The following is a 24782-nucleotide window of genomic DNA, read 5'->3' as shown; positions in this document are numbered from 1 at the left end:
GTTTTTCGCCTGTCTTTCGACAATCCTGATACGGCACTGTGACAGGGTCAAGGCGGCAGGGTGCGGTCCCCAACCCGTGTCGGGGACCAAAGATCGCAATTATTCGTTTTCGGCCAGGAAACGTTCGGCATCCAGCGCGGCCATGCAACCCATGCCGGCGCTTGTGACGGCCTGACGGTAAACGTGGTCTGTCAGATCACCTGCCGCGAATACACCCGGAACCGACGTTTCAGTTGTGCCCGGCTTGGTAACGACATAGCCGCCCATATGGGTTTCCAGCGTGCCCTTGATCAGCTCGTTCGCCGGGGCGTGACCGATGGCAACAAAAACACCTTTGCACGGAATCTCTGTGATCTCGCCGGTTTTGACATGTTTGACGCGCACGCCTTCCACACCCAAAGGCGCGTCAGTGCCGATCACTTCGTCCAACTCGTGGAACCACAACGGTTCGATCTTTTCGTTTTTCATCAGCCGGTCTTGCAGGATCTTTTCCGCCCGCAACTCATCGCGGCGGTGGATCAAAGTGACCTTGCTGGCGAAGTTGGTTAGGAACAGGGCCTCTTCCACAGCAGTGTTGCCGCCGCCGATCACCACGATTTCCTGCCCGCGATAGAAGAACCCGTCACAAGTGGCGCAGGCCGAGACGCCAAAGCCTTTGAATTTCTCTTCGGACGGTAGGCCAAGCCATTTGGCGCGCGCACCAGTGGCCAGGATAACTGCATCTGCGGTGTATGTTGTGCCGCTGTCGCCTTTGGCGGTGAAGGGGCGTTGGCTGAGGTCCAGATCGCTGATGATGTCGCCGATCACTTCACAACCCATCGCCTTTGCATGGTCCTGCATGCGCACCATCAGGTCAGGGCCTTGAACCTCGGTATCGCCGGGCCAGTTTTCGACTTCGGTCGTCGTGGTCAATTGGCCGCCGGGCTCGATCCCCTGAACCAGAATAGGCTCCAGCATGGCACGGCTTGCATAAACCCCTGCGGTGTATCCTGCGGGCCCTGACCCGATGATCAGAACCTTGGTGTGTCGTGTGTCGGCCATGCTAACCCCGCTCGAATTGCTTGAATTGGGCCGTTAGCCCGTTGCCCCGATATAGCGCCCGACCGACCCGGCTTAAACCCCCATCCTGATCATGGCCCTGTGCACTGCACTGGAAGGAATTGAGTGATTTGAAAACAAAGAAAATTGCGCATGTGCGAAACATTATTGCGCGTGCCTAGGGGGCTGATATAAGAACCGCAAAAATCAGGAGCATTTTATGGTCACGACTCGGCTGGATGAAATTGATCGCAAGATTCTGGCGGAATTGCAGGCAGACGGTCGCATGACCAATGTCGAACTGGCCAAAAGGGTTGGCATCTCGGCTCCACCATGCTTGCGCCGGGTGCGCACACTGGAAGAATCCGGCTATATCACCGGCTATCATGCCGAGGTCAATTCACGTGAGCTTGGATTCGAAGTGCAGGTGTTTGCCATGGTCGGGCTGGACAGCCAGGCCGAAACCGAACTGCGCGCGTTCGAGGAACGCTGCCGCGAATGGCCGCTGGTTCGGGAATGCCACATGCTAAATGGCGAAGTGGACTTCATCCTGAAATGCGTCGCACCCGATCTTAGCAGTTTCCAACAGTTTTTGACCGGCGAACTGCTGACCACGCCGAACGTGGCCAGCGTCAAGACTTCGCTGGTTATCCGCGGCGCAAAAGACGAGCCAGGCGTGCCGTTCGACGTCCTGGAAGACCGTATGAACCGGATGGCGTAACGCCGACACGTTTCGGATGTGCGGTGTTTGGTGGCAGCATCGCAGCCACCGCAAGGGATAGAACCCAACTTAGTACCAGCTGCATGATGCCCCCCCATAATGCAGTACCTATTATCACACTCAGGCTGACATCGCGTCGATCTCACCATCTCCGGCGCGCGGCATCAGCAGCGGACCAAAATCGTTGAGCGACTCGATGTGAGCGAACAGGTTCAGATAAATCGACCGCAACGAATGGCTGATCATGCGAACCGCGTTCACACCTGGGTGATATGTCTCGAACTGTAAACCATCTACACGAATAACGGAATGCCGTTTGAGGCAAATGTGAAACAGTTCGACTGGTGTTGGTGGCATTGTTTCAATCACACCCATCCCATCCTGAAATTCAGAGACCGGTGTCAGAATCGGTTCACCCCCATGCAGGTGCCGCAAATGCCCCGGAGACCCGACGATTCGCGCCGCAGGTCCGGCAATTACGCCCGACATCGGCTTTTGCATCCCAAACGTGTCAGCCATGATCCGAGTCAGCGGGCGGGTCCGCCCACGTGAATCCTCACGCCCCGGGATCAGAGTGACAGACCCCTTCCACAATACAGTTTGCGAACTGCCATCCTGCGTCAGAACCGTGTCGCCTGGCATCAGGTCCTCGATCGCAATCGGTCCGTGTTCCGTTTCAACCAGCGATCCGCGCGAAAAGGCGCAAAAGGCGTCTTCAAACATCGGCAGAGCGGGTGCGATGTGACGGGTTTGAGCCACGTCTCCGTTTGGCAGCAGGCTGCTGACTTCGTAGCGGCGCAGTTGCGCCTTGGGTTTTGCGACCGGTCGCGGTGCTTCCCGCAACATGGCCGACGTTTCGATGGCATTTCTGGCCGCACGGGCCAATGAATTAGGAATAGTCATAAATATTCCGTCCCCTCAAATGTCCGAACAGGCCTGGCGTACCCCCGTACAGGCCCACCTGACGAACAGGTTCTTTGTCTTGAAACGAATGGAAGACCCTTGGACGGTGACCGTTCTGGCCCCGCATGACGACAAAATCTCGCTTTCCAATGGTCAACACATAGACCCCCCAGACAAACTCGTACTTCACGGGCGGCAATTGCCCGCACACACACAAACTCCTGAAAAAAGCCGTAAATTTTTACTTACGACTTACGCGACATCGGGCCGGAGCCTGCCCGTTGCACGTTTACCCCGTATTTAGACCGGCAGCTTGGTCTTGGGGTTCTCCTGCTTCATCGCCGGGCCGCAATATGGCTGGCAACCCTGGCAGAATGGCTTGATACCCGTTTCCACGGCATTTCCAGCTTATGGTCCCGAGTGGCGGCTACCATGGCCTTGAGAAAGCGGGATTTGGGTTTCATGTTTCTGGTCCTGCATTGCGCGGGAAGGTATTTCCCGCATCCTTCATGAACCTTTTGTGACGGCGATTTGCGGCACGGATAAGGCTTAACAGGGATGTTTTGCAGACAAGAAATAAATATGCACAGTCCTTTCACTCAACGAGCCAGCGTTCAAAACACGAACGTCAGATACCCATCTGATAGCTGGCAAAACTCGTCACGAATCTTGAGTCCGGTAAACACAAAAAATGTGGCGGAAAAGTGGCGAGGTGCCTAAATCTGGACCTGAATCACAATCTTATGACCGAGATCAGCCTGCCGTAATCGGCCTCGTTCCTGTGCGTTGCACGGCGATAGGAATAGAACCGATCCGGGTCGGAATAGGTACAATGTCGGGTCCACTCTGACTGCCCAACGCCAGCCTGCCGCAGCCTGTGCAGGCCAAAAGAAGGCAGGTCGAATTGCAGCCGGTCATCCTGTCCGTTTGCAAAGAACCGCGTGTTTTCTGGAGAATCGGCGATGAATGCGTCCAGAAATTCGGGGCCCACTTCATAGGCGCGTTGCGAAATGCTGGGGCCGATCACGGCACGGATGTCGTTTCGATTGGCACCAAGCGCTTCCATGGCATCCAGCGTGGCTTCTAACACACCGTCCAACGCACCGCGCCAGCCCGCATGGGCAGCACCGATTACCTGAGCATTTGGGTCCGCAAACAGAACTGGCTGACAATCCGCAGTGAGAATCGTCAACGCGAGGCCAGGGGTCGCGGTGACGATGGCATCCGCCTTGGGCCGTTCGCCCTGAACCGGGCCTTCAACTGTCAGAACTGTCGGAGAATGGACCTGATGCACACCGATCATCGCCTCGGGTGTAACCTCCATTGCGTCCGCCACCCGCTTGCGGTTCAACGCTACGACCTCAGTTTGGTCGGACGAGCCATAGCCGCAATTCAAACCGCCAAAGATGCCGGACGAAGCCCCGCCGCGACGGGTAAAGAACCCATGACGCAATGGCGACAGCAAGTCTGAGGTCAGAATTTCCAGTGTCATGGCTCTAATCCTGGCGGTGGGGCGGCATAGGCCGGGAAAAGGCCCATCACTTTGAACAGATTTCCCATTTCATCCGGGTGCGTCAACCGGCGATGCGCGGCAATCAATACATCCAGCTCAGAACCGCTCAGCGCCTTGGACAATGCCTGCGCGCGCGCCGTGATGCCAAGCCGCTCCAGAAACACGCCCTGAGGTGTCACGCGAGTATGGCGACACCCACAGGCGCGGGTTGAAGCGGCCAAAGGCTCAAAATCCACATGTGCCGTCAGATCGGCCTGACCCGGTGCCGCCAGAGGATCAGTGCGTTCGTGGTTTTGAAGGGCCTGCAACGTGTCGCCCAGCGAATGCCAGTCGCCATAATCGACGATCAGAGCCGCACCACCATGGCTGGCGATCCGGCCAGCAATCACGGTCAGAATAGGAATCGCTGCCGCACATAGCTCGATCAGATCACCGTCTTTAGTGTCCGCAAGCCTGTCCTTCAGCGCTGCTTGTGGTCCGATTGGGCCCCGCCCAAACAGCAGCGCGCCGTCCCGCTCACCCACCAAGCGTTCACTCCACCCGTCGCCATCACGCAGAAACTGACGAATAGGCAGGGCATCAAAGAATTCGTTTGCCACCAAGAGCAGAGGCTGGTCCGGCAGGTCTGCGACGCTGTTTATCCAGGTCGGCGCGTAATCCTTCAGGGTCTCGGCCTGCAACTGTTTCAACACCGGTGAGACCTCGACCAGTGTCACTCTTGCGGCATCGTGGAGCCCGGGTACACCCCGCGTCGCGCGTAGAATGTCGGCCATAAGTGTGCCGCGCCCCGGACCCAGCTCGCACAAGGTAAACGGCGTAGGCTTTCCCTGATCCATCCAGCATTGCGCCAAGGACAGCCCGATCAGTTCTCCAAACATCTGGCTGATCTCGGGCGCGGTGGTGAAATCCCCCTTGGTCCCGAGTGGATCGCGGGTTGTGTAGTAGCCCAGCGTGGGGTGCAACAGGCATTCGGCCATGTAGTCTGCAACGCTCATCGGCCCATCCTGCCGGATGCGGGCGACCAGATGATCGGTCAGGGTCATGTCGCTCGCCGCGCGCGCAGGGCGAACCAAAGGCCAATCGCGATCATCGGCAATGACAGGATTTGACCCATGGTCAGGCCATAACCGCCCACATGCCAGGCCAGCCCCAGCGGGTTGCCGGGTGACACGAACTGAGCATCCGGTTGACGGAAGAACTCGACAATAAAACGCGACGCGCCATATCCCGCCAGAAACAGGCCCATGATCATGCCCGGTTTTTTAAAGGCCCCTCTGCGATAGACCAGCCACAGCAGCAATGTGCCCAACAACACGCCCTCAAGCGCGGCTTCATACAGTTGTGACGGGTGCCTTGCGCACATTCCCGCAACCACGCCGGGACAATCCTGTGCGGCGAAGCCGGGGAAAATCACGGCCCAAGGTAGCTCACTTGGTCGGCCCCACAGTTCTGCATTGACGAAGTTGGCCAGCCGCCCCAACAGCAGGCCGGGCGGAACGGTGTAGGCGACCAGATCGCCCAGCGACAGAGCGGGGATCTGATGTCGGCGGGCAAACAGGTAGGACGCAAGGATAACGCCCAGCAGGCCGCCATGAAACGCCATGCCGCCTTGCCAGACTTTCAGAATCTCTAACGGGTTCGATAAGTAATAGGCTGGCTGATAAAACAGGACAAAGCCAAGCCTGCCACCCAGAATCACGCCCAGAATGATCCAGGTGACCAGATCCTCCAGCTGATCCGGTTTCATCGGAGGGGAATCCGCGGGCCATAGGGCAGGACGCCGCAGCGCCACAACGGCAAGTCGCCAGGCGATCAGAATTCCGGCAATATAGGCCAGCGCATACCACCTTAACGCGAACTCCATCCCGAACAATGAGATCGAGAACAATTCGGGCGACAGATCGGGGAAGTTCAGAACAGCCTGCATGTGCGTCTCATTGCCCGGGGTTTGCAGGGCAAGTCAACCTTGAGCCTGCGCCATTCTTTGCCCATATACAGATAAACCGTGAGACCGGAGTGTACACATGCAGACCCGCAACAAGATCCTGGACGACGTGTCCCAACTGATGACCAACGCCATGGGCGTGGCGCAAGGCGCGCGGGAAGAGGCCGAGAACGCGATGAAGTCGATGATCGACCGCTGGCTGGCCGACCGCGATTTCGTTACCCGCGAAGAATTCGACGCTGTCCGCGCCATGGCCCAGAAAGCGCGCGAAGAAAATGCAGCGCTCGAAGCCCGCATTGCTGCGCTCGAGGCGAAACTGGACAAATAACGCCCGGGCTTTCCCGTTTTCAAGTTGTTTGGACAAAGCTTAAAGCCGCGCAATCCAGCCCGGATTGTGCGGTGATGTGTATTTTGACGCGTCGCAGAATTTAATCAAGACAAAGCTGGTGCGACTGCCAATATTTTGATCGCCGTTGCCGACTGTCCACAACTTATTGCTGTTATCCCCAAGAAATAGGGTTGCCAGAACTCACGCCACATCGCACCATATTTAGTACAGGCCCACGGGGGAAGCCCGGCTTGTAGAGCAGGCAACTAGCGCTGGGGCGCTGCCAGCCCCAAAATGCTAGAGATTAGTGAGGTGGCATTATGGCCCTTTCCGAGCAGTATCTCGAAGAAGACATTCATCCGATCGACATTGTTGAACATCTGGCCGAACATCACGACTGGGATTTTGATCGCATTGGGGACGATCAGATTGCCATGGCCGTCGAAGGCCAGTGGCGGACCTATTCGATCACTCTGGCCTGGTCCAACTATGACGAAACGCTGCGCATGGTGTGCTCGTTCGAAATGGAGCCGCCGGCCGAGCGTGAAATGCAGCTCTATGAGTTGCTCAACAAGATGAATGACCAGTGCTGGGCAGGCGCCTTTACCTATTGGGCAAACCAAAAGCTGATGGTCTACCGCTATGGGCTGGTCCTTGCAGGGGGACAGACAGCCAGCGCGGATCAGATCAACACGATGATCACCGCCGCTGTCATGAGCGCCGAGCGGTATTATCCGGCGATCCAACTGGTGACTTGGGGTAATCGAGAGCCAGAAGAAGCCATGCAAGTGGCCATTGCAGAGGCCTACGGCCGGGCGTAAAGCTTTGCCCCAAACCGATATGTAACGCGGGAGGGGCAAATGGACATGACGCGTGTGGCCGAACAGGGGCTTGTGCTTCTGGGGTGCGGAAAGATGGGGTCCGCAATGCTGGCGGGATGGCTGGAACACGGCCTTCCGCCAGCGTCCGTTTGGGTGATCGATCCGTACCCGTCAGACTGGTTGAAAGCGCAGGGTGTCAACATCAACACCCCACTGCCCGAAGCGCCCGCCGTGGTACTTGTCGCCGTCAAACCGCAAATGATGGGCGAGGCATTGCCAGCCATTCAGGCGCTGGGCGGTGGTAAAAGCCTGTTTGTCTCGGTAGCCGCAGGCACATCGATTGCCACATTTGAAACCGTTCTGGGCAACGACACTCCGATCATTCGCGCGATGCCCAACACGCCTGCAGCGATCCGCCAGGGTATCACGGCACTGATCGGCAACAACCAAGCCTCAGGAGATGATCTGACACTGGCTGAAAGCCTGCTGTCGGCGGTGGGCGAGACCGTTCGTCTGGACAATGAAGCGCAGATGGACGCCGTGACCGGCCTCAGCGGCTCTGGCCCGGCTTATGTTTTCCACCTGATCGAAACTCTGGCCGCAGCGGGTGAGGCGCAGGGTTTGCCTGCAGAACTGGCGATGAAACTGGCCAAGTCCACGGTCGCGGGGGCCGGTGCGTTGGCCATGGCGGCTGAGGATGATCCAACGCAACTGCGCATCAATGTGACCTCTCCAAACGGTACCACGCAGGCCGCGCTTGAAGTTTTAATGCATGATGAGCAGGGGTTCCCCGACTTGCTTCACCGTGCCGTCAAAGCCGCAACTGACCGATCCAAGGAGCTGTCACGTGAGTGAGATTTCATTCGACGACTTTCTCAAGGTCGACATCCGTGTGGGCGAGGTGATCCGCGCCGAACCCTATCCCGAGGCCCGCAAGCCCGCGATCAAGATGTGGATCGACTTTGGTGACGAAATTGGCGAGCGCAAAACCTCGGCTCAGATCACGGCACATTACGATCCGTCGGCTCTGGTGGGCAAGCAGGTCATGGCCGTTGTCAATTTTCCACCGCGCCAGATCGGCAAGTTCATGTCCGAAGTTCTGGTGCTGGGCCTGCCCGATGAAAACGGCGAGATCGTTCTGATCGGACCGGATGGCAAAGTTCCAACTGGTGGACGGATGCACTGATGAAACTGCTGATCACGCGCCCAATGACACCGGCGGTCGAGGCCCGCGCCCGTACCGAGTTCGACGTAGAGATACGTGAAAACACTCTGCCCTTGTCGCGGCTGGAGATGCTGTCTGCTTTGACGAAATTCGACGTTGTTGTGCCAACACTGGGCGATTTGTTCTCGGCGCAGGTTTTTGCAGATGCGGGTACAGTGCGCTGCAAGCTGTTGGCCAATTTCGGCGTTGGCTACAATCATATCGACGTCGAAGCCGCGCGCGCAAAAGGGGTCGAGGTGACGAACACGCCTGGCGCTGTAACCGACGCGACGGCAGATATCGCTATGACCCTGCTGCTGACCACGGCGCGTCGCGCAGGCGAAGGCGAGCGGCTGGTCCGATCGGGCCAGTGGCAGGGGTGGCACCCGACGCAGATGCTGGGACATCACGTTACCGGCAAGCGCGTCGGCATTGTTGGGATGGGCCGCATCGGGCAGGCCATTGCCCGGCGTTGTCATTTCGGGTTCGGAATGCGGGTGGCATACCAGTCCCGCAGCGCAAAGGACTTGGACTTTCCGGCAGAGTTCATCCCCGATTTGCAGGCTCTGGCCGCCTCGGTCGACTTCCTTGTGCTGGCGGTTCCTGGCGGGGCCGACACTCGCCATCTGGTCAACTCTCAGGTCCTTGAAGCGATGCGCGCTTCGGCCATCCTGGTCAACATTGCGCGGGGCGAGGTCGTGGACGAAATGGCCCTGATCTCGGCGCTTCGATCCGGTCAGATTGCAGGGGCGGGGCTGGACGTCTACGAGTTTGAACCCAAAGTACCCCAGGCCCTCTGCGATATGGAAAACGTCACCTTGCTGCCCCATCTGGGTACGGCCACCGAAGAAGTCCGCAGCAGCATGGGGCACATGGCGCTGGACAACGTCGCGGCCTTTGTCGCAGGCAGGGCGCTGCCCAATCCGGTTTAGTCGCCCATCGCCTCACGCCAGTGCTTGCGGCAGAGCGAGACATAGGTCTCGTTGCCGCCGATCTGTACCTGAGCACCCTCGGTGATGGCATTCCCGTTTTCGTCCTGACGAATCACCATTGTGGCCTTGCGGCCGCATTTGCAGATTGTGCGCACCTCGCGCATCTCGTCTGCAAGGGCCAGCAAGGCGGCTGATCCGGGGAACAGTTTTCCCTGAAAATCCACCCTTAACCCATAGGCCAAAACTGGCACTTTCAGATCATCGACTGCGCGTGCCAACTGCCAGACCTGTTCTTCGGACAGGAACTGGGCCTCGTCGATGAACACGCACGCCACCACGCCTTCGTTCAGGCGATTCTGAATCATAGTGAATACATCGTCGTCAGGAGTGAAGGTGTCGGCTTGCTCCGAGATGCCGATACGCGAGGCTATCCGACCGGCACCCGCACGCCCGTCAATAGCAGCAGTCATCAGATAGGTCTGCATCCCGCGCTCGCGATAGTTGTGCGAGGCTTGCAGCAACACGGTCGATTTGCCCGCGTTCATGGTCGAATAGTTGAAATACAGCTTTGCCATGGCGCGGGTCTAAATCGCTTGGTGGAAAGGAACAAGACAGCAATCAATTTGATGGAGCGACGTCGCCGTTGTTTCTGCAGAGGCCGAGCTACGCTCTAGGGGATGGAACCCCCGCATCTGCAACAGCGACGCCGTCGGCCAACATGTGGCCAAAACGCAGCGAGGCCAAACAATACCACCTCGCAATCACTCATTACCGGCTTGAACTGCCGCCACTCACTCACAAAATCCCCCGCTTATCTGAGGGATAGTCAATGTATGACATTTCAATTATGACTCAGTTATGGGAAATTTCCCGACGCTTTCCCCCGTTTGGACATCGGGCGGGCGTTTGCAGGTAACAAAGGTAAAAAAATGGCAGATATCGGGGCCTATCTGAAGAAGCACACTGAAGCATTGGTCAAGGACGTCGGAATCGAGGCGGCATGTGAAATTACGGGGAAATCGAAGGCCACATTAGGGCGATATTACTCCGACAATGCTGAACATGCGGACAGATTCATGCCTGTGGATGCAGTGGCTCGCCTTGAAAATGCAGCGTCTTATCCGCATGTGACATCTGCTTTGGCTGACCTGAAGAACATCACTCTTTCATATGGTGATCGCAACTCGGATGAACCGCGCACAGGTGGTGTAAATTCGGATGTGATCGCGCTCAGCCAGCGGTTTGCGATGCTGATGACAGAATATCAGGCTGCTATCGAAGACGGAATAATTACCGTGAACGAGGCCAAACGGCTGCTGAAAGAAACCAGTCTGTTGCAACAGGTCCTGATCGAGATGAAGCTGCATCTCGAAGAAGAAAGCGTCAGCTGAGCCTATCGTCTTAGGTGAGTTCTCGCGCACTGGCTGAAAACCGCCGGTTGCTTTGGCATCATGGCGTGACACTGATTTTCGGTCAAAACATGGTCCCACATGGTGCAGCGTGCCTCAATTCAGTCACGCCCATGCGATAGAAGTCTGGCGCAGACAGTGCTGTCGAGGATCAAAAAGCATGCAGACATTGCAAAAGCGTTATAGCAGTTGCGCCGACCCGGTGGTTCGGTGGGCTTTCCTGTGCGCCTTTGCGATGCTGGTGGTCCTAATGACGCTCAGCGGCCACTACGAAGGGTCTGACGATGTGATGCGTTGGGTTGGTGTGCGCGACCTTTTGGCGGGGCAGGGCTGGTTTGACCCCTATCAGCATCGGTTGGGACCCGACGACGGCACCTTGATGCATTGGTCGCGTTTGGTCGATGCCCCGATTGCCGGGCTCTATAGTGTGCTGAGCGCGGTCATTGCTCCGGAAATCGCCTTTCAGATCACGGCCTTTGCTTGGCCTGCGCTGTTGGCCTCGCTAACCCTTTGGGCTTTTGCAGTAACAGGCGGTGTGTTGGGTGGACGTGAGGGCGCTATCTCGGCTTTGGTTATCGGAGTTCTGACACTCGAACACTCTCGCAAGTTCGATTATTTCTCGTTCGATCATCACAACCTTCAGATCCTTCTCTTTGCAGCGGCGCTTGCGTTTTTTGTTCTGCGAAAAGACAGGTCTTATGCTGCAGGGCTGCTAGGCGTTTGCCTGGGGCTTTCAGTGTCCGTCGGTACCGAGTCGATCCTTCAGGTCGCCCTTGTCGCTGTTTTCTGCGCCATCGACTGGATTGCCAATGGTGCCTCTTCCCGTAAGCGCACAATGACCTTCGCGACTGCGTTGACAGCGACACTTGCGCTGACCAGCTTTGTCACAACCGGTCGAGAAGGGTTTTTCTACCCGAGCTGTGACGCACTGACCCTGAGCGTGGCCCTGCCCGCAAGTGTTGCCGCGCTTGGGCTATTGGCTGCAGCTTGGATCGGCTCTGGCTGGTCGGTTCCGGGTCGGTTCGGGGCCTGCATGGCGCTTGCTGTGGTGACACTTGCCGTTGCGTTTGCGTTTGCCCCCCATTGTCTCAGCAATCCAATTGACGCTCTGCCCCAGGATATGCGGGATTACTGGTTGAGCCAGGTGGCTGAGGCTCAGAATATCTCGGTCGTGCTCGAGCGACACAGAGGTGAAGCCGTGGCTTTGATCGCCATGTCCATTCTTTCGATGGGCGCGGCACTTGCCTTCGCCGCAAGATCGCAGGCCAGATTGGACTACACCTTGTTTTTGGTCCTGATTGCTGCCGGATTCGTCGTGTTCCTCTACCAGACCCGGATGATGACCTTCCTGAGCGTTTCGCTTGTTGCGGTTCAGGCACAGATTCTCCGCGTGCTTTATGTGTCTTACGCGCGGGATCGCCGAATGGCTGCCGGTCTGGCGATGGTGGCGTTTGTAATCAGCGCCTCGCCCAAAGTGGGCATTAGTTTGGAAAAACAGATCGGCGCGCTTTCTCAACCCTCGTTCACCGCTTCGGCTGCCGCTGTTGGACAGGATGCGTCAGAATCAGGGGCATCTTGCCGTACACAGCACGCTTACGCGGCTTTGCAAAGTCTGCCCAGCGGCATGATTCTGGTTGATTTCGACTTCGCCGCGCATGTGTTGCGATTTACGGACCATTCGGTTCTGGGCGGAAACTACCATCGGAATCAGGCCGGAATTCTGGCGCAAATTGACCTGTTCCGGGTCGAAGCCTCGCAAGCCGCGCCGCGCTTGGCTGAGCTGGGTGTCGACTACGTTATGCTCTGCACGTCAGCGCCAAGGGCTGAATTCTGGGCATGGGCGTCGGAAGGGCATGGCCTACAAACTCGGCTGGTCGAAGGCGAGGTGCCTGATTACCTCAGCAGTATTCAGGGCGCACCCGGCGCTGCGTTCCAGATTTTCAAGGTGACGGCCGAAAATTAGGCGTTGTTCAGGCGTGGCGCTTTACGATCACTGAGCCCACCGAATACCCGGCCCCGAAAGAACAGATCAAACCCAGATCGCCCTCTTGCAGGTCATCCGAATACTTCGAAAATGCGATAATCGACCCAGCGGATGAGGTGTTGGCATAATCCTGAAGGATGTTGGGTTGTTCATCCGCCTCTGGCGTGCGGCCCAGAACCTTTTTACCGATGAAATCGTTCATGGTTTTGTTAGCCTGATGCAACCAAAGGCGTTTCAGGTCGGTGTTCCCGACCCCTTCGGCTTCCATGTGATCACTGATGTGTTTGCTGACCATCGGCAGCACTTCCTTGAACACTTTTCGACCGTTTTGCATGAATTGCATGTCGCGTCGATCAATCATCCCATCCGGACGCGAGCGGCGCAGGAATCCGTTGTTGTTGCGGATATTGTTCGAAAACGTAGTCGCGCAGCGCGTTGACAGGATTTCGAAATGCGGGCCTTTGGCTTCTTCGATCCGTTCGATCAGGGTCGCCGTCGCCACGTCGCCAAAGATGAAGTGACAGTCTCTGTCCCGCCACTCCAGATGGCCCGAACAGATTTCGGGATTGACCACCAGCGCTGCGCGTACCGATCCGGACCGCACCATGTCCGCCGCTGCCTGTATGCCGAACGTTGCCGAAGAACAGGCGACATTCATGTCAAAGCCGAAACCATCGATGCCGAGTTCCTGCTGTATTTCGATTGCTATCGCTGGATAGGCACGCTCGTGGTTTGAGGCGGCGCAAATCACCAGGTCGACATCCGCGGCCGTACGCCCGGCTTGTGCCAGCGCTTTCTTGCAGGCATCAACCGCCATCTCGGTCATAATCCCGGGTTCTTCATCGCTACGTTGGCGCAGGGCTGGATGCATGACGTCGGGGTCCAGCACACCAGCCTTGTCCATCACAAAACGATTCTCGATCCCCGATGCCTTGACGATGAACTCTTCCGAGGAATGCTGCATCGGCTCGATCTGACCGGACGCGATGGCCTCGGCGTTCTTTTCGTTTTGTTTGTCGGCATAGGCGTTGAACGCTTGGACCAGTTCGGCATTGGTGATGACGTTCTGAGGCGTAAAGACACCGGTACCGGTGATGGCGGGGGTATACATGGCGAGCCCTGAATGTTTCGGATCTGCCCAAAATGCAGTCATGGTGTGATTTGATCAAGGTATGTTGACTTAAGGGAATGTGTTCACAAGTCTAACTTCATATCTTGAATAGTTCAGAATTCGAAGTATATGGCCCCCAGACTCGCGCGGAGACTACTTATGCAAGATGACACCAGCGTCCGGCTAAATCGCCTCAGCCCCGAGATTCAGGCGATCATGGGGGTGTATGCCCTATACTGGAAGCTTGAAGAAACCTTTGACTGTATCGAAACAGATCTGACCCATCCAGAATGCCACATGTTGATCAAACTGGATCAGCCGAAACGCATGGGGGTGCTGGCCGCCGATATGCTGAGCGTCCCGTCCACAATCACTGCCACAGCCGACGCTTTGGAAAAGGCTGGCTATCTGACCCGCGAACGCGACCCCGAAGACCGCCGGGCCTGGCTTTTGGTGCTGACCGAAAAAGGTGAAGAGGCACGCAACATGCTGGTCAATGAGGCCGGAGGACTTTTCCACAGAGCCTCTGGTCTGAACAAAGAAGAAACTGCCGAATTCGCGCGCCTGGCGCGCAAAATCCGTGACAACGTTTTGAAAACGGGAATACCCGAGGGATTGAAGAAATGAAACTCCTGACCTCTATCGGCCTTGCTCTGGCCGTTCTGGCAAGCCCCATTGCCGCGCAAGACACTCCGAAACCAGTAAAGCTTATGCAGGTGCACGAAACGGCGCCGGGCTTTACCCGCCAGTTCTTTGGTCGCGTCGCCGCACGTCAAACCGTCGATCTGGCTTTTCAGGTTGCAGGCCAGATCGTCGAGATGCCTGTCAACGAAGGGTTTGTGATCCCGAAAGACGGCCTGATCGCACGTTTGGATCAGGAACCGTTTGAACTGCGTCTGAATCGGGCGCGGTTACAAAAGGAACAGGCAGATCGCACCGTTGCGCGCCTCTCACGTCTGCGGGGTACAGCGGCTAGCCAGGTGGCCGTCGATGATGCTGAGACCGAGGCGCAATTGGCTGCGATTGCCCTGCGCGATGCGGAATATGATCTGGAACATGCGACACTGACCGCACCTTTTGATGCGCTGGTCTCCAGCCGTGCGGTCGAGGCCTTCACCACCGTCTCGTCGGGTTCCCCCATCGTTCGCATTCACGACATGTCCGAATTGCGTATCGAGGTAGACGTTCCAGAAATCTTGTTCCAACGCTCGAACCAGAACGAAGACATCGCGATCACCGCAAAGTTCCCGGTTAGTGAAGAGGTCTTCCCGCTGGAGATTCGCGAATTCGACGCGGAAACCTCGAGCGTCGGACAGACTTTCCGCATCCAGTTCGGCCTGACACCACCCGAGGGCCTGCAGATCCTCCCTGGCTCGTCGGTCACCGTAAACGTTCATGTAAAGGACGAACGTAAAGGTATTGTCGTCCCGGCAACGGCTATTGTCGTTGATGCCACCGGTGAGCTGAGCGTCATGGTGTTCTCGCCGACCGGCGCTGATGAAGGCTCCGTTCGCCGTGTACCTGTGACCATCGAACCCACGCAAACCGGCGATATACGGGTTCTAACTGGACTTTCTGATGGTGACGAAGTTGTCGTCGCCGGAGGTGCTGTGTTGACCGACGGCCAAGCGGTGCGCCGGTTTACAGGTTTTGCGAATTAAGGGGCTGACGGATGAACATCGCTCGTGGCTCAATTGATCGGCCTCTGTATACTTGGCTGATCATCCTCATTGCCCTGTTTGGCGGCATCTGGGGTTTCCTGTCCTTGGGCCGGTTGGAAGACCCGGCCTTCACAATCAAAAACGCGGTTATCGTAACACAATACCCTGGCGCTACGGCGGAGCAGGTGGCGCTTGAGGTATCCGAGCCGCTTGAATCTGCCATTCAGCAGATGGGTGAAGTTGACGTTATCACCTCGGTCAACCAGCCCGGACAGTCTCTGATCGAGGTTGAGATCAAATCAACTTACGATGGAAGCGAATTGCCCGACATCTGGACCCGGCTCAGGGCCAAGGTGCGCGATGCCGCGCGTGGGCTGCCTTCCGGTGTTGGCCAACCTTACGTAAATGATGGTTTCGGCGACGTGTTTGGCCTGTTCTACGCCGTCACTGCCGAAGGGTTTTCCGACGCTGAAAAACATGAGCTGGCAACATTCCTTCGGCGCGAGCTGTTGGCCGTAAACGGTGTGGCGGACGTTGAGGTGCAGGGTCTGCCGAACGAGGCCATCTTTGTCGAACCGGATTTGGCGATCTCGGTCAACCAGAACGTTCCGCTTCAGGCGATCAACGAAGCCATCGCCAATGCGGATTCGGTGAATTCCTCGGGTTCATTGCGTTCGGACAGCGACAGGACAACCATACTGACCGCAGAAGGCTCGGACAGCGTATCAGCCATCGCAGGTCTTTCGGTTGGCTCGCAGGGGCAGGTGATCAACCTGTTCGACATGTCCAACGTCTATCGTGCCCGCCAGAACGACCCCGACATCATGATAAGATACAATGGGACCGAAGCCTTCACACTCGGCATAGCCGGGCTGTCCACGGAAAATATCGTTGAAGTGGGCAAACGGGTTGATGCCAAATTCGAAGACCTGAACACGGCCATTCCCTTTGGCGTCGATATCTTGCCGATCTATCAGCAGCACGTGGTGGTCGAGAAGGCTTCGAACGACTTTCTTGTAAATCTTGCCATGTCCGTGGCCATTGTGGTTGCTGTTTTGGGTATTTTCATGGGGTGGCGAGCCGCCATCGTAGTTGGTTCGACCCTGCTGCTTACCGTGGTTGGTACGCTCCTGTTCATGTCGTTATTCTCGATCGAGATGGAGCGAATTTCGCTTGGGGCCCTGATTATTGCCATGGGGATGTTGGTGGACAACGCTATCGTGGTAGCCGAGGGGATGCAGATCGCGATGTTGCGCGGCAAGTCCTCGCGCGATGCCGCCGAAGATGTGGCTTCGAAAACTCAAATCCCGCTGCTGGGGGCCACCGTAATCGGTATCATGGCTTTTGCAGGCATCGGTCTCAGCCCTGATGCAACAGGTGAGTTCCTGTTCTCGCTGTTCGCGGTGATCGGTATTTCTTTGCTGCTGAGCTGGGTGTTGGCCATCACCGTCACGCCGTTGCTTGGCCACTACTTCTTCAAGCAAGGCAAAGAAGGTGAGATCGACGCTTACGGAGGCATACTGTTCCGCATCTATGGCGCGATCTTGCATTTTGCACTGCGGTTCCGGTGGCTGGTCGTTGCGGGCCTGATTGCCGTGACTGTTGCGTGCTACGCCGGGTTTGGACTTATGAAGCAGCAGTTCTTCCCCAATTCGAACACGCCTTTGTTCTTTGTGCATTACAAACTGCCGCAAGGCACGCCGATTGCACGTACGGCGCAGGACATGGCGGTGTTCGAGGACTGGCTGGCCGAACGCGATGATGTGGTGTCCGTAACAACTTTCGTGGGGCAGGGTGCAACGCGATTCATGCTGACCTATTCGGCAGAAAAGCCGAACCCAAGCTACGGACACATGATTATCCGCACCGAAAGCCTTGAAGACATACCGGCTTTGCAGGCGGATCTTGAGGCGTTCGGATCTGTTCAGTTTCCCGAAGGTGAGTTTGGAACCAAACGTCTGATCTTTGGTCCTGGCGGCGGTGATCCGATCCAGGCTCGGTTCTCGGGGAGTGATCCGGTTGTGTTGCGTCAGCTTGCGGACGAGGCGGTGCAGCGTATGGCTGCAGCATCGCCGAACGCGCTGCTTGTCCATCACGACTGGCGTGAACAGGAGCTGGCCGTACAACCGATCTATGCCACCGAACGTGCGCAAACTGCCGGCGTCACGCGTGAAGACATCGCCGCGACACTGCAATTCTCGACCGACGGCATCACCGGTGGCGTGCTGCGTGAACGTGATCGTCAGATCCCGATCATTCTGCGCCGCCCGGCCGATGGCGATTATTCGATTGTCGATCAGGTGGTTTATTCGGATCAGACCGAGCGGTTTGTCCCAATCGAACAGATGGTTGATGGGTTCGAGTACAAGTCGCTCAACACACTTGTTCACCGCCGCGACCGTGTTCTGACGATCACCGTCGGAGCAGACATTCCGCCCGATCTGACGGCGGCTCAGGTCCATGCCGAAGTCCGCGACGCCATCGAAGCCATCGAACTGCCCCCGGGCTACAAGATGGAATGGGGTGGAGAGTTCGAAGACTCGCGCGATGCGCAGGAAAGCTTGGGCAAGCAATTGCCGCTGAGCCTGCTGATCATGGTGCTGATCTCGGTCCTGCTGTTCAATGCGATCCGTCAGCCGATCATCATCTGGCTGCTGGTGCCGATGTCAGTGAACGGCGTGGTCATCGGCCTGCTGGGAACAGGGCTGCCGTTCACGTTTACTGCGCTGCTGGGTCTACTCAGCCTGTCAGGTATGTTGATCAAAAACGGCATCGTTCTGGTCGAAGAGATCGACCTTGTCCGCGCCGCAGGCAAACCTCTGCGTGAGTCTATTGTCGAAGCTTCGGTCTCTCGTTTGCGTCCTGTGATGCTGGCGGCAATCACGACCATTCTGGGTATGGCACCATTGCTGACAGACGCATTCTTTGTCTCGATGGCCGTGACGATCATGGGCGGGCTGGCCTTTGCCACCATTCTGACAATGGTCGCAGCACCCGTCTTCTACCTGCTGTTTTTCAAGCGGGATGAAAGACGCGAGGCGCAAGCAGCTTGAAGTCAAGGTGCAACCGGGTCCGGCTGAACTCCCAGACCCGGTTGCATCAAATTAATGGAACAAACGGCACATCACAGGCGGCCAGAATTGTGAGTGCAGCGAGAACCAGAATTGTGCGCATTATTCGTACTCCTGAGTTCTGCAAAAAATGCGCGCCCGCTGATTTTTGGTCAACGGGCGCGTATCTTTAGGATCTTGAATGAGCCGATTGTAGCTCAGGCGACGTGGATCACCCCTGCAGCGACTTCACCTCTACATCCCCTTCGGCCTGCGCCTTGATCGCTAGCGCGGCGGCGTTGGCTCCGGCGGCGGTGGTGAAGTAGGGGATTTTGTCATACAGCGCGATTGAGCGGATGGCCTTGCTGTCTTCGACCGCCTGCGCGCCTTCGGTAGTGTTCATCACCAACTGCACCTGACCGTCTTTCAGCATGTCCACCACATCCGGGCGGCCTTCGTAGACCTTGTTCACAACCTCACAGGCAACGCCTTGTTCGTCCAGCCAGCTTTGTGTGCCGCGGGTCGCCACAAGCGTAAAGCCCTGGTCCACAAGAACCTGCGCCGCTTCCAGCATTGCGTTCCCTTTGTCGGCATCCTTGATGGAAATGAACGCCCGCCCCGAGGACGGCAGCACCATCCCCGCGCCCATCTGCGCCTTCAGGAAGGCGCGCGGGAAGTCGCGGTCCCAGCCCATGACTTCACCGGTCGAACGCATTTCCGGGCCCAAAATGGTGTCAACGCCAGGGAAACGAGCGAAGGGCATCACAGCCTCTTTCACCGAGAACCACGGCATATCCGGGTCGGCCAATGTCATCTGGTCCGCGATCTTGGTGTCCTGTCCTTCCTTGTAGGCAGGGCGCATCGGGAAGTTCGACAGTTTCTCGCCCGCCATCACCCGCGCGGCGATCGAGGCAATCGCGCTGTCGGTCGCCTTGGCCACGAATGGCACGGTGCGTGAGGCGCGCGGGTTCACTTCGATCAGATAGATCTCATCTTCCTTGATCGCGAACTGCACGTTCATCAGGCCAACAACGTTCAACGCTTTGGCCAGCTTGAACGCCTGATCCTTGATCTGGTCGATAATCTCTGCGGACAGCGAATAGGGCGGCAGCGAGCAGGCCGAGTCGCCCGAGTGAACGCCAGCCTCTTCGATATGCTGCATGATGCCCGCGACGTGGACGTCAGTTCCATCGCACAGCGCGTCGACGTCCAGTTCCACGGCACCGGCCAGATAGCTGTCGAGCAGGACGGGGCTGTCGCCCGAAACCACAACGGCCTCGTTGATATAGCGCCGCAGCTGATCCATATCGCGCACGATTTCCATTGCGCGGCCGCCCAGCACGTAAGAGGGGCGAATGACCAGCGGGAAGCCGATTTCTTCAGCGATCTCAAGCGCCTGTTCGTCGGTAGACGCGATGCCGTTCTTGGGCTGCTTCAGGCCCAGTTCGTTGACCAGCGCCTGGAACCGTTCGCGGTCTTCGGCCAGGTCTATGGCGTCCGGGGTGGTTCCGAGGATCGGAATGCCTTCGGCCTCAAGCGCGTTGGCAAGTTTCAGTGGTGTTTGGCCGCCGAACTGAACGATGACGCCGTGAAGCGTGCCGTTTTCCTGCTCTTTCGTCAGGATTTCCATGACGTGCTCAAACGTCAGAGGCTCGAAATACAGACGATCCGAGGTGTCATAGTCTGTCGAGACCGTCTCGGGGTTGCAGTTGACCATGATGGTTTCATACCCAGCTTCAGTCAACGCGAAACAGGCGTGGCAGCAGCAGTAATCGAACTCGATGCCCTGACCGATCCGGTTCGGGCCGCCGCCAAGAATGACGACCTTTTTTCGGTCTGACGGGCGGGCTTCGCACTCAACTTCACCCATCATCGGGGCCTCATAGGTCGAGTACATATAGGGTGTCTGCGCCTCGAATTCGGCGGCACAAGTGTCGATGCGTTTGAACACGGCTGAAACGCCCAGATTGCGGCGGGCGCGGCGGACGTTGTCTTCTTCACGGCCGGTCAGGTTGCCCAAACGAGCATCGGTGAAGCCCAGCATTTTCAGCTTGCGGATACCGTCTTCGGTCATCGGCAGGCCGTCCTTGCGAACCTGACGCTCGGCCTCGATGATCTCGCGGATGCGGGCCAGAAACCACGGGTCGAACTTGGTGACGCCAAAGATCTCGTCATCGGTCAGACCATGACGCATCGCTTGCGCGATGGTGCGCAGGCGGTCAGGTGTCTGTTGGCTGATCGCCTTGATCACGGCAGCCTTGTCGTCGGCTTCGTCCCACACGCCCACGTTCAGGCCGGGGACTTCGATCTCATCAAAGCCTGTCAGACCCGACTCCATCGAAGCCAGCGCTTTCTGCATCGATTCGTGGATGGTGCGGCCAATAGACATGGCTTCGCCCACCGATTTCATCGCGGTGGTCAGGTAGGGCTCAGAGCCGGGGAATTTCTCGAACGCGAATTTCGGGATCTTGGTGACGACATAGTCGATGGTCGGTTCAAACGACGCGGGAGTGACCTTGGTGATGTCGTTGTCCAACTCGTCCAGCGTATAGCCTACCGCCAACTTTGCGGCGATCTTCGCAATCGGGAAACCGGTTGCTTTGGAAGCCAATGCCGAAGACCGCGACACGCGCGGGTTCATCTCGATCACGACCATACGGCCGTCATCTGGGTTGATCGCCCACTGCACGTTCGAGCCACCGGTCTCGACCCCAATCTCGCGCAGAACGGCGATCGAGCCGTTGCGCATGATCTGGTATTCTTTGTCGGTCAGCGTCAGGGCAGGGGCCACGGTGATCGAGTCACCCGTATGCACGCCCATCGGATCAACGTTTTCGATGGAACAAACGATGATGGCGTTGTCAGCAGTGTCGCGGACCACCTCCATCTCATACTCTTTCCAGCCCAGAAGGCTTTCATCGACAAGGATCTGGTTGACGGGCGAGGCATCCATGCCCGAACGACAGAAGTGGATGTAATCTTCGCGGTTATACGCCACGCCACCGCCGGTGCCACCCAAGGTAAAGGCGGGGCGGATGATGGCGGGCAGGCCAATCTCTTCCAGTTCGTCCAGCGCCATCTGCACGCCAGCATCCAGATCAGTGGAACCGTCTTCACGTTTGGGCGCGGTCACGATGGTCGCCTTGGGGTTTTCCAGTCCCAGCCGGTCCATCGCCTCACGGAACAGGGCGCGGTCTTCGGCCATTTCGATGGCGTCGCGCTTAGCGCCGATCATCTCGACACCAAACTTGTCCAGCACACCCATCTCTTCCAGTGCGAGCGACGTGTTCAGGCCGGTTTGGCCGCCCATTGTGGGGAGCAGGGCGTCGGGGCGTTCTTTCTCGATGATCTTGGCGACAACTTCGGGTGTGATCGGCTCGATATAAGTGGCATCCGCGAGACCGGGATCCGTCATGATCGTGGCGGGGTTCGAGTTCACCAGAATGACCCGGTAGCCTTCCTCGCGCAGCGCCTTACAGGCTTGAGCACCGGAATAGTCGAATTCGCAAGCCTGTCCGATAACAATGGGACCCGCCCCGATGATCATGATCGACTGAATGTCGGTTCTCTTCGGCATGGTCTGGCCCCTTCGATTTTGCATGAGTCGCGGGCACCGCCCAAGCGCCCAAATTGTCGTGCGTTATAGGGACCGCGCGAAAAGGTTCAAGGGGTATCGGAAACAGAAGCGAAATTGCCGCTTTCCCCCCTTTCCCTTGGCAGAGTATTCTCTATATCGCCCGACACGGCAAATGAGGATGCAATTGCGTATTCGTTTCGATCAAGGACCGGCCGGGCGTGGAACCCGGTTCGAGCGTCCGTCTCAAATCATCCGCGCGGATGTTGCGGAAGAGGTGCCCCAGGCTTTGGCGGCGCTTGATGACGTGCGCGCAGGTGGTTCCTGGGTGGCGGGGTATGCGAGTTACGAGCTTGGTTATGCGCTGGAACCCCGGTTGCTGAACCTGTTGCCCAAGGATCGCCGTCTGCCCTTGTTGTGTTTTGGGGTATACGACGCGCCGGATCGTGTTGCCCTGCCAGCAGCAGCAGGAGAGGTCAACACTTTTGAACCCCGTTGGGACGAGGCACGTTATACGCAGGCGTTTCAGGCCGTACACGATGCTATCGGTGCTGGCGACATTTACCAAGCCAACTTGACCTTTCCGATCGATCTGACGGTCTCGGGCGACAGTGAAACGCTGTATGCAGCGCTTGCTGCAGGGCAACCGGTTGGCCACGGAGCGTTAGTGCAACAGGACGGATTGCCCGATTTGCTTAGCCGGTCGCCCGAACTGTTCTTTCGCACAGATGAGGCGGGCAAGATCGAAACCCGCCCAATGAAGGGCACCCAACCGCGCAGCGACGACCCGGAAGAAGACGCGCAGCGCCGGGCCTTTCTGACCACGGACGAAAAGAATCGCGCCGAGAACCTGATGATCGTTGATCTGTTGCGCAACGATATCAGCCGTGTGGCTTTGCCCGGATCTGTTCACGTGCCCGAGCTGTTCAAGGTCGAGACCTACGCCACTGTGCACCAGATGGTTTCGCTGGTGCGTGCTCGGTTGCACAAATATGTAGGGCTGGGTGAGATTCTGACAGCGCTGTTTCCATGCGGTTCGATCACAGGCGCACCCAAGATTCGCGCGATGGAAATTCTGGCCGACCTGGAACCCTGGCCGCGTGACATCTATTGTGGGACTATCGGGTGGGCCGCGCCGGATGGCCGGTCCGAGTTCAATGTGGCCATTCGTACCCTGATGCGAGAGGATGATCACGCCACGCTGAATGTGGGTGGTGGTCTCGTTTGGGACAGCACCGCCCCTTCAGAATACGAGGAGGCGCTATGGAAAGCCCGCTTTGCCCGTCAAATGAGCCTGATTTCCGCGTAATCGAAACACTGGCTTTCCGGCCGGATCAGGGGTTTGTGCGGCAGGACCGCCATCTGGCGCGTATGGCCCGCACGGCACGGGTTTTCGATCTTCCGTTCAACTTGGATGCCGCAAGTGAGACCTTGGCTGCTGCCGAAGGGGATGCGCCACTACGCTGCCGACTGACGCTGGGTTCGAGCGGCGCATTCGAACTGACGACTGGCGACTTGGCTGAAAACCCGCCGATTTGGCGCGTGGCCGTGTCCAAAGAATGTCTGGCATCGAATGACCTGTGGTTGCGGCACAAGACCACCCACCGTGCGCTGTATGACAAGGCACGTGCCTCGCTTCCGGAAAACACAGACGAGCTGTTGTTCCAAAACGAACTTGGCGAGCTGTGCGAAGGCACCATCACCAACCTGTTTGCTGAAATGACCGATGGTCGGTTTCTGACACCTGCGCTGTCCTGCGGGTTGTTGCCGGGTATTTTGCGTGAAGAGCTGCTGGATAAAGAAACAGTGACCGAGGCCGTGCTGACCTTGACCGATCTACAGAACGCGCGGACTGTGTATATGGGCAATTCATTGCGCGGGTTGATCCGGGTGGAGCTGATAGATACGTGACCAAAGAAAGCACTTTGATCGGCCCGCCTGTGGCGCTGTTGCGGCTGCGGCTGGAGTTTGGGCTGTTCTATATCGGACTGCCACTGCTGATTGCTGTACTCTTTCCGCCTAACTGGATGTTTCCGGCGCTGTTCGCGTTGACCGGGCTTGGCATTGTTTTGCTGCATCAGACACCGGGCTTTCAATGGTCCGAACTGCGGTATGAGTGGGCCAACTGGTCCTTTCGAGAAGTACTGCTGTTCACGGTTGTTATGGCCGTCTTCTGTACCGGCCTGATCCAGATCACGCGCCCGGATGCGGCGTTTTTCCTGGCTGTTCACCGACCCGAGATGCTGGTCTTTATCTGGATTGGCTATCCGCTTTTGTCAGCCCTGCCGCAAGAGCTGCTGTTCCGTCCTTTGTTTTTCCGCCGCTATCACGCGATCCTGCCAGACGGACGCGCGGCCTATTTGCTGAATGCGGCCATATTCTCGTTCGCGCATCTGATGTACTGGAGCTGGATCGTCGCCGTGATGACCTTTGCGGGCGGGCTGCTGTTCACGTGGGCGTACCGGCGGCGCGGGTCGTTCTTTTTTGCAGTGCTGTTGCACGCAATCGCGGGCAATATCATCTTTGCAGTGGGGCTGGGTGTCTATTTCTACTCGGGCAACGTGCAAAGGCCGTTTTGACGGGGCGAC

General features: G+C 57.6%; 22 protein-coding genes. 14 read left to right on the top strand and 8 right to left on the bottom strand.

The window, feature by feature from the left end; all coding sequences use genetic code 11:
* Positions 1-99: 99 nt before the first annotated feature.
* Positions 100-1041, bottom strand: a complete 942-nt coding sequence (trxB, locus tag GS646_RS13765) for a thioredoxin-disulfide reductase (RefSeq protein ID WP_171186391.1) — start codon at positions 1039-1041, stop codon at positions 100-102.
* A gap of 217 nt (positions 1042-1258) precedes the next feature.
* Between trxB and GS646_RS13760 the strand changes: the two genes are divergently transcribed.
* Positions 1259-1759: an Lrp/AsnC family transcriptional regulator gene (locus GS646_RS13760; protein WP_171091673.1), complete on the top strand. Its 501-nt coding sequence runs from the start codon at positions 1259-1261 to the stop codon at positions 1757-1759.
* Between the two features lie 120 nt (positions 1760-1879).
* Here the strand turns inward: GS646_RS13760 and GS646_RS13755 are convergent, their stop codons facing one another.
* The 4 genes from GS646_RS13755 to lgt all read right to left on the bottom strand — a co-directional run bounded on the left by GS646_RS13755 (position 1880) and on the right by lgt (position 6102).
* Positions 1880-2662: a Hint domain-containing protein gene (locus tag GS646_RS13755; RefSeq protein ID WP_171091671.1), complete on the bottom strand. Its 783-nt coding sequence runs from the start codon at positions 2660-2662 to the stop codon at positions 1880-1882.
* Between the two features lie 733 nt (positions 2663-3395).
* Complete coding sequence (pgeF, locus tag GS646_RS13750) at positions 3396-4154, bottom strand: peptidoglycan editing factor PgeF (RefSeq protein ID WP_171186389.1); 759 nt, start codon at positions 4152-4154, stop codon at positions 3396-3398.
* Positions 4151-5218, bottom strand: coding sequence for a class I SAM-dependent methyltransferase (locus GS646_RS13745; protein ID WP_171647777.1), 1068 nt, complete (start codon positions 5216-5218; stop codon positions 4151-4153). Before GS646_RS13745 ends, pgeF begins: the two co-directional genes overlap by 4 nt.
* On the bottom strand, positions 5215-6102 hold the full coding sequence (gene lgt, locus GS646_RS13740; protein ID WP_171186386.1) for a prolipoprotein diacylglyceryl transferase: 888 nt from the start codon (positions 6100-6102) through the stop codon (positions 5215-5217). The genes GS646_RS13745 and lgt overlap by 4 nt, the downstream gene beginning before the upstream one ends.
* Before the next feature lie 97 nt (positions 6103-6199).
* Here lgt and GS646_RS13735 point away from each other — a divergent pair, with 97 nt between their 5' ends.
* The 5 genes from GS646_RS13735 (at position 6200) to GS646_RS13715 (ending at position 9405) form a co-directional block, all read left to right on the top strand.
* Positions 6200-6448: an accessory factor UbiK family protein gene (locus tag GS646_RS13735; protein ID WP_050604795.1), complete on the top strand. Its 249-nt coding sequence runs from the start codon at positions 6200-6202 to the stop codon at positions 6446-6448.
* A 320-nt stretch (positions 6449-6768) separates the two neighbouring features.
* Complete coding sequence (locus tag GS646_RS13730; protein WP_171091662.1) at positions 6769-7269, top strand: YbjN domain-containing protein; 501 nt, start codon at positions 6769-6771, stop codon at positions 7267-7269.
* A 39-nt stretch (positions 7270-7308) separates the two neighbouring features.
* Positions 7309-8124 carry a pyrroline-5-carboxylate reductase gene (gene proC, locus GS646_RS13725; RefSeq protein ID WP_171186384.1) on the top strand — a complete coding sequence of 272 codons (816 nt, stop codon included), beginning with the start codon at positions 7309-7311 and terminating at the stop codon, positions 8122-8124.
* A complete protein-coding gene (locus GS646_RS13720; RefSeq protein ID WP_171186381.1) occupies positions 8117-8455 on the top strand; it encodes a tRNA-binding protein in 339 nt (112 codons plus the stop codon). The genes proC and GS646_RS13720 overlap by 8 nt, the downstream gene beginning before the upstream one ends.
* The gene (locus tag GS646_RS13715; protein ID WP_171186379.1) at positions 8455-9405 is read left to right on the top strand and encodes a D-glycerate dehydrogenase; all 951 of its coding nucleotides are present in this window, start codon (positions 8455-8457) and stop codon (positions 9403-9405) included. Before GS646_RS13720 ends, GS646_RS13715 begins: the two co-directional genes overlap by 1 nt.
* Here GS646_RS13715 and GS646_RS13710 read toward each other — a convergent pair.
* Positions 9402-9980: a thymidine kinase gene (locus GS646_RS13710; protein ID WP_171186377.1), complete on the bottom strand. Its 579-nt coding sequence runs from the start codon at positions 9978-9980 to the stop codon at positions 9402-9404. The two genes, GS646_RS13715 and GS646_RS13710, sit on opposite strands and share 4 nt — an antisense overlap.
* Before the next feature lie 354 nt (positions 9981-10334).
* Here GS646_RS13710 and GS646_RS13705 point away from each other — a divergent pair, with 354 nt between their 5' ends.
* Together GS646_RS13705 and GS646_RS13700 are read left to right on the top strand one after the other, a co-directional pair.
* Positions 10335-10796 (top strand): hypothetical protein, encoded by a 462-nt coding sequence (locus tag GS646_RS13705; RefSeq protein ID WP_171091651.1) that lies wholly within the window; start codon positions 10335-10337, stop codon positions 10794-10796.
* A 178-nt stretch (positions 10797-10974) separates the two neighbouring features.
* Positions 10975-12777, top strand: a complete 1803-nt coding sequence (locus GS646_RS13700) for a hypothetical protein (protein ID WP_171647779.1) — start codon at positions 10975-10977, stop codon at positions 12775-12777.
* Between the two features lie 7 nt (positions 12778-12784).
* On the opposite strand, the gene GS646_RS13695 is transcribed toward GS646_RS13700, so the two are convergent.
* The gene (locus GS646_RS13695) at positions 12785-13909 is read right to left on the bottom strand and encodes a beta-ketoacyl-ACP synthase III (RefSeq protein ID WP_171647869.1); all 1125 of its coding nucleotides are present in this window, start codon (positions 13907-13909) and stop codon (positions 12785-12787) included.
* A gap of 159 nt (positions 13910-14068) precedes the next feature.
* Here GS646_RS13695 and GS646_RS13690 point away from each other — a divergent pair, with 159 nt between their 5' ends.
* Genes GS646_RS13690 through GS646_RS13680 form a run of 3 tightly spaced genes read left to right on the top strand, consistent with a single transcriptional unit; the run spans position 14069 to position 18623 of the window.
* Positions 14069-14536, top strand: a complete 468-nt coding sequence (locus GS646_RS13690; RefSeq protein WP_171647781.1) for a MarR family winged helix-turn-helix transcriptional regulator — start codon at positions 14069-14071, stop codon at positions 14534-14536.
* Positions 14533-15570, top strand: coding sequence for an efflux RND transporter periplasmic adaptor subunit (locus GS646_RS13685; protein ID WP_171091644.1), 1038 nt, complete (start codon positions 14533-14535; stop codon positions 15568-15570). The genes GS646_RS13690 and GS646_RS13685 overlap by 4 nt, the downstream gene beginning before the upstream one ends.
* An 11-nt stretch (positions 15571-15581) precedes the next feature.
* Entirely contained in the window at positions 15582-18623 is a 3042-nt protein-coding gene (locus GS646_RS13680; RefSeq protein WP_171647783.1) for an efflux RND transporter permease subunit, read from the top strand.
* A gap of 229 nt (positions 18624-18852) precedes the next feature.
* Here GS646_RS13680 and carB read toward each other — a convergent pair whose 3' ends face one another.
* A complete protein-coding gene (gene carB / locus GS646_RS13675) occupies positions 18853-22197 on the bottom strand; it encodes a carbamoyl-phosphate synthase large subunit (protein ID WP_171647785.1) in 3345 nt (1114 codons plus the stop codon).
* Between the two features lie 178 nt (positions 22198-22375).
* Between carB and GS646_RS13670 the strand changes: the two genes are divergently transcribed.
* The 3 genes from GS646_RS13670 to GS646_RS13660 are packed head-to-tail and all read left to right on the top strand — an operon-like array spanning position 22376 to position 24773.
* The gene (locus GS646_RS13670; protein ID WP_171647787.1) at positions 22376-23503 is read left to right on the top strand and encodes an aminodeoxychorismate synthase component I; all 1128 of its coding nucleotides are present in this window, start codon (positions 22376-22378) and stop codon (positions 23501-23503) included.
* Entirely contained in the window at positions 23458-24105 is a 648-nt protein-coding gene (locus GS646_RS13665; RefSeq protein ID WP_171186365.1) for an aminotransferase class IV family protein, read from the top strand. Before GS646_RS13670 ends, GS646_RS13665 begins: the two co-directional genes overlap by 46 nt.
* Positions 24102-24773: a CPBP family intramembrane glutamic endopeptidase gene (locus GS646_RS13660; protein ID WP_371732086.1), complete on the top strand. Its 672-nt coding sequence runs from the start codon at positions 24102-24104 to the stop codon at positions 24771-24773. The genes GS646_RS13665 and GS646_RS13660 overlap by 4 nt, the downstream gene beginning before the upstream one ends.
* Positions 24774-24782: the final 9 nt, after the last annotated feature.

Origin of the sequence: Ruegeria sp. HKCCD4315 (genome assembly GCF_013112245.1) — a bacterium.
GTDB lineage: Bacteria > Pseudomonadota > Alphaproteobacteria > Rhodobacterales > Rhodobacteraceae > Ruegeria.
This window is presented reverse-complemented; position numbering and strand designations above follow the sequence as displayed.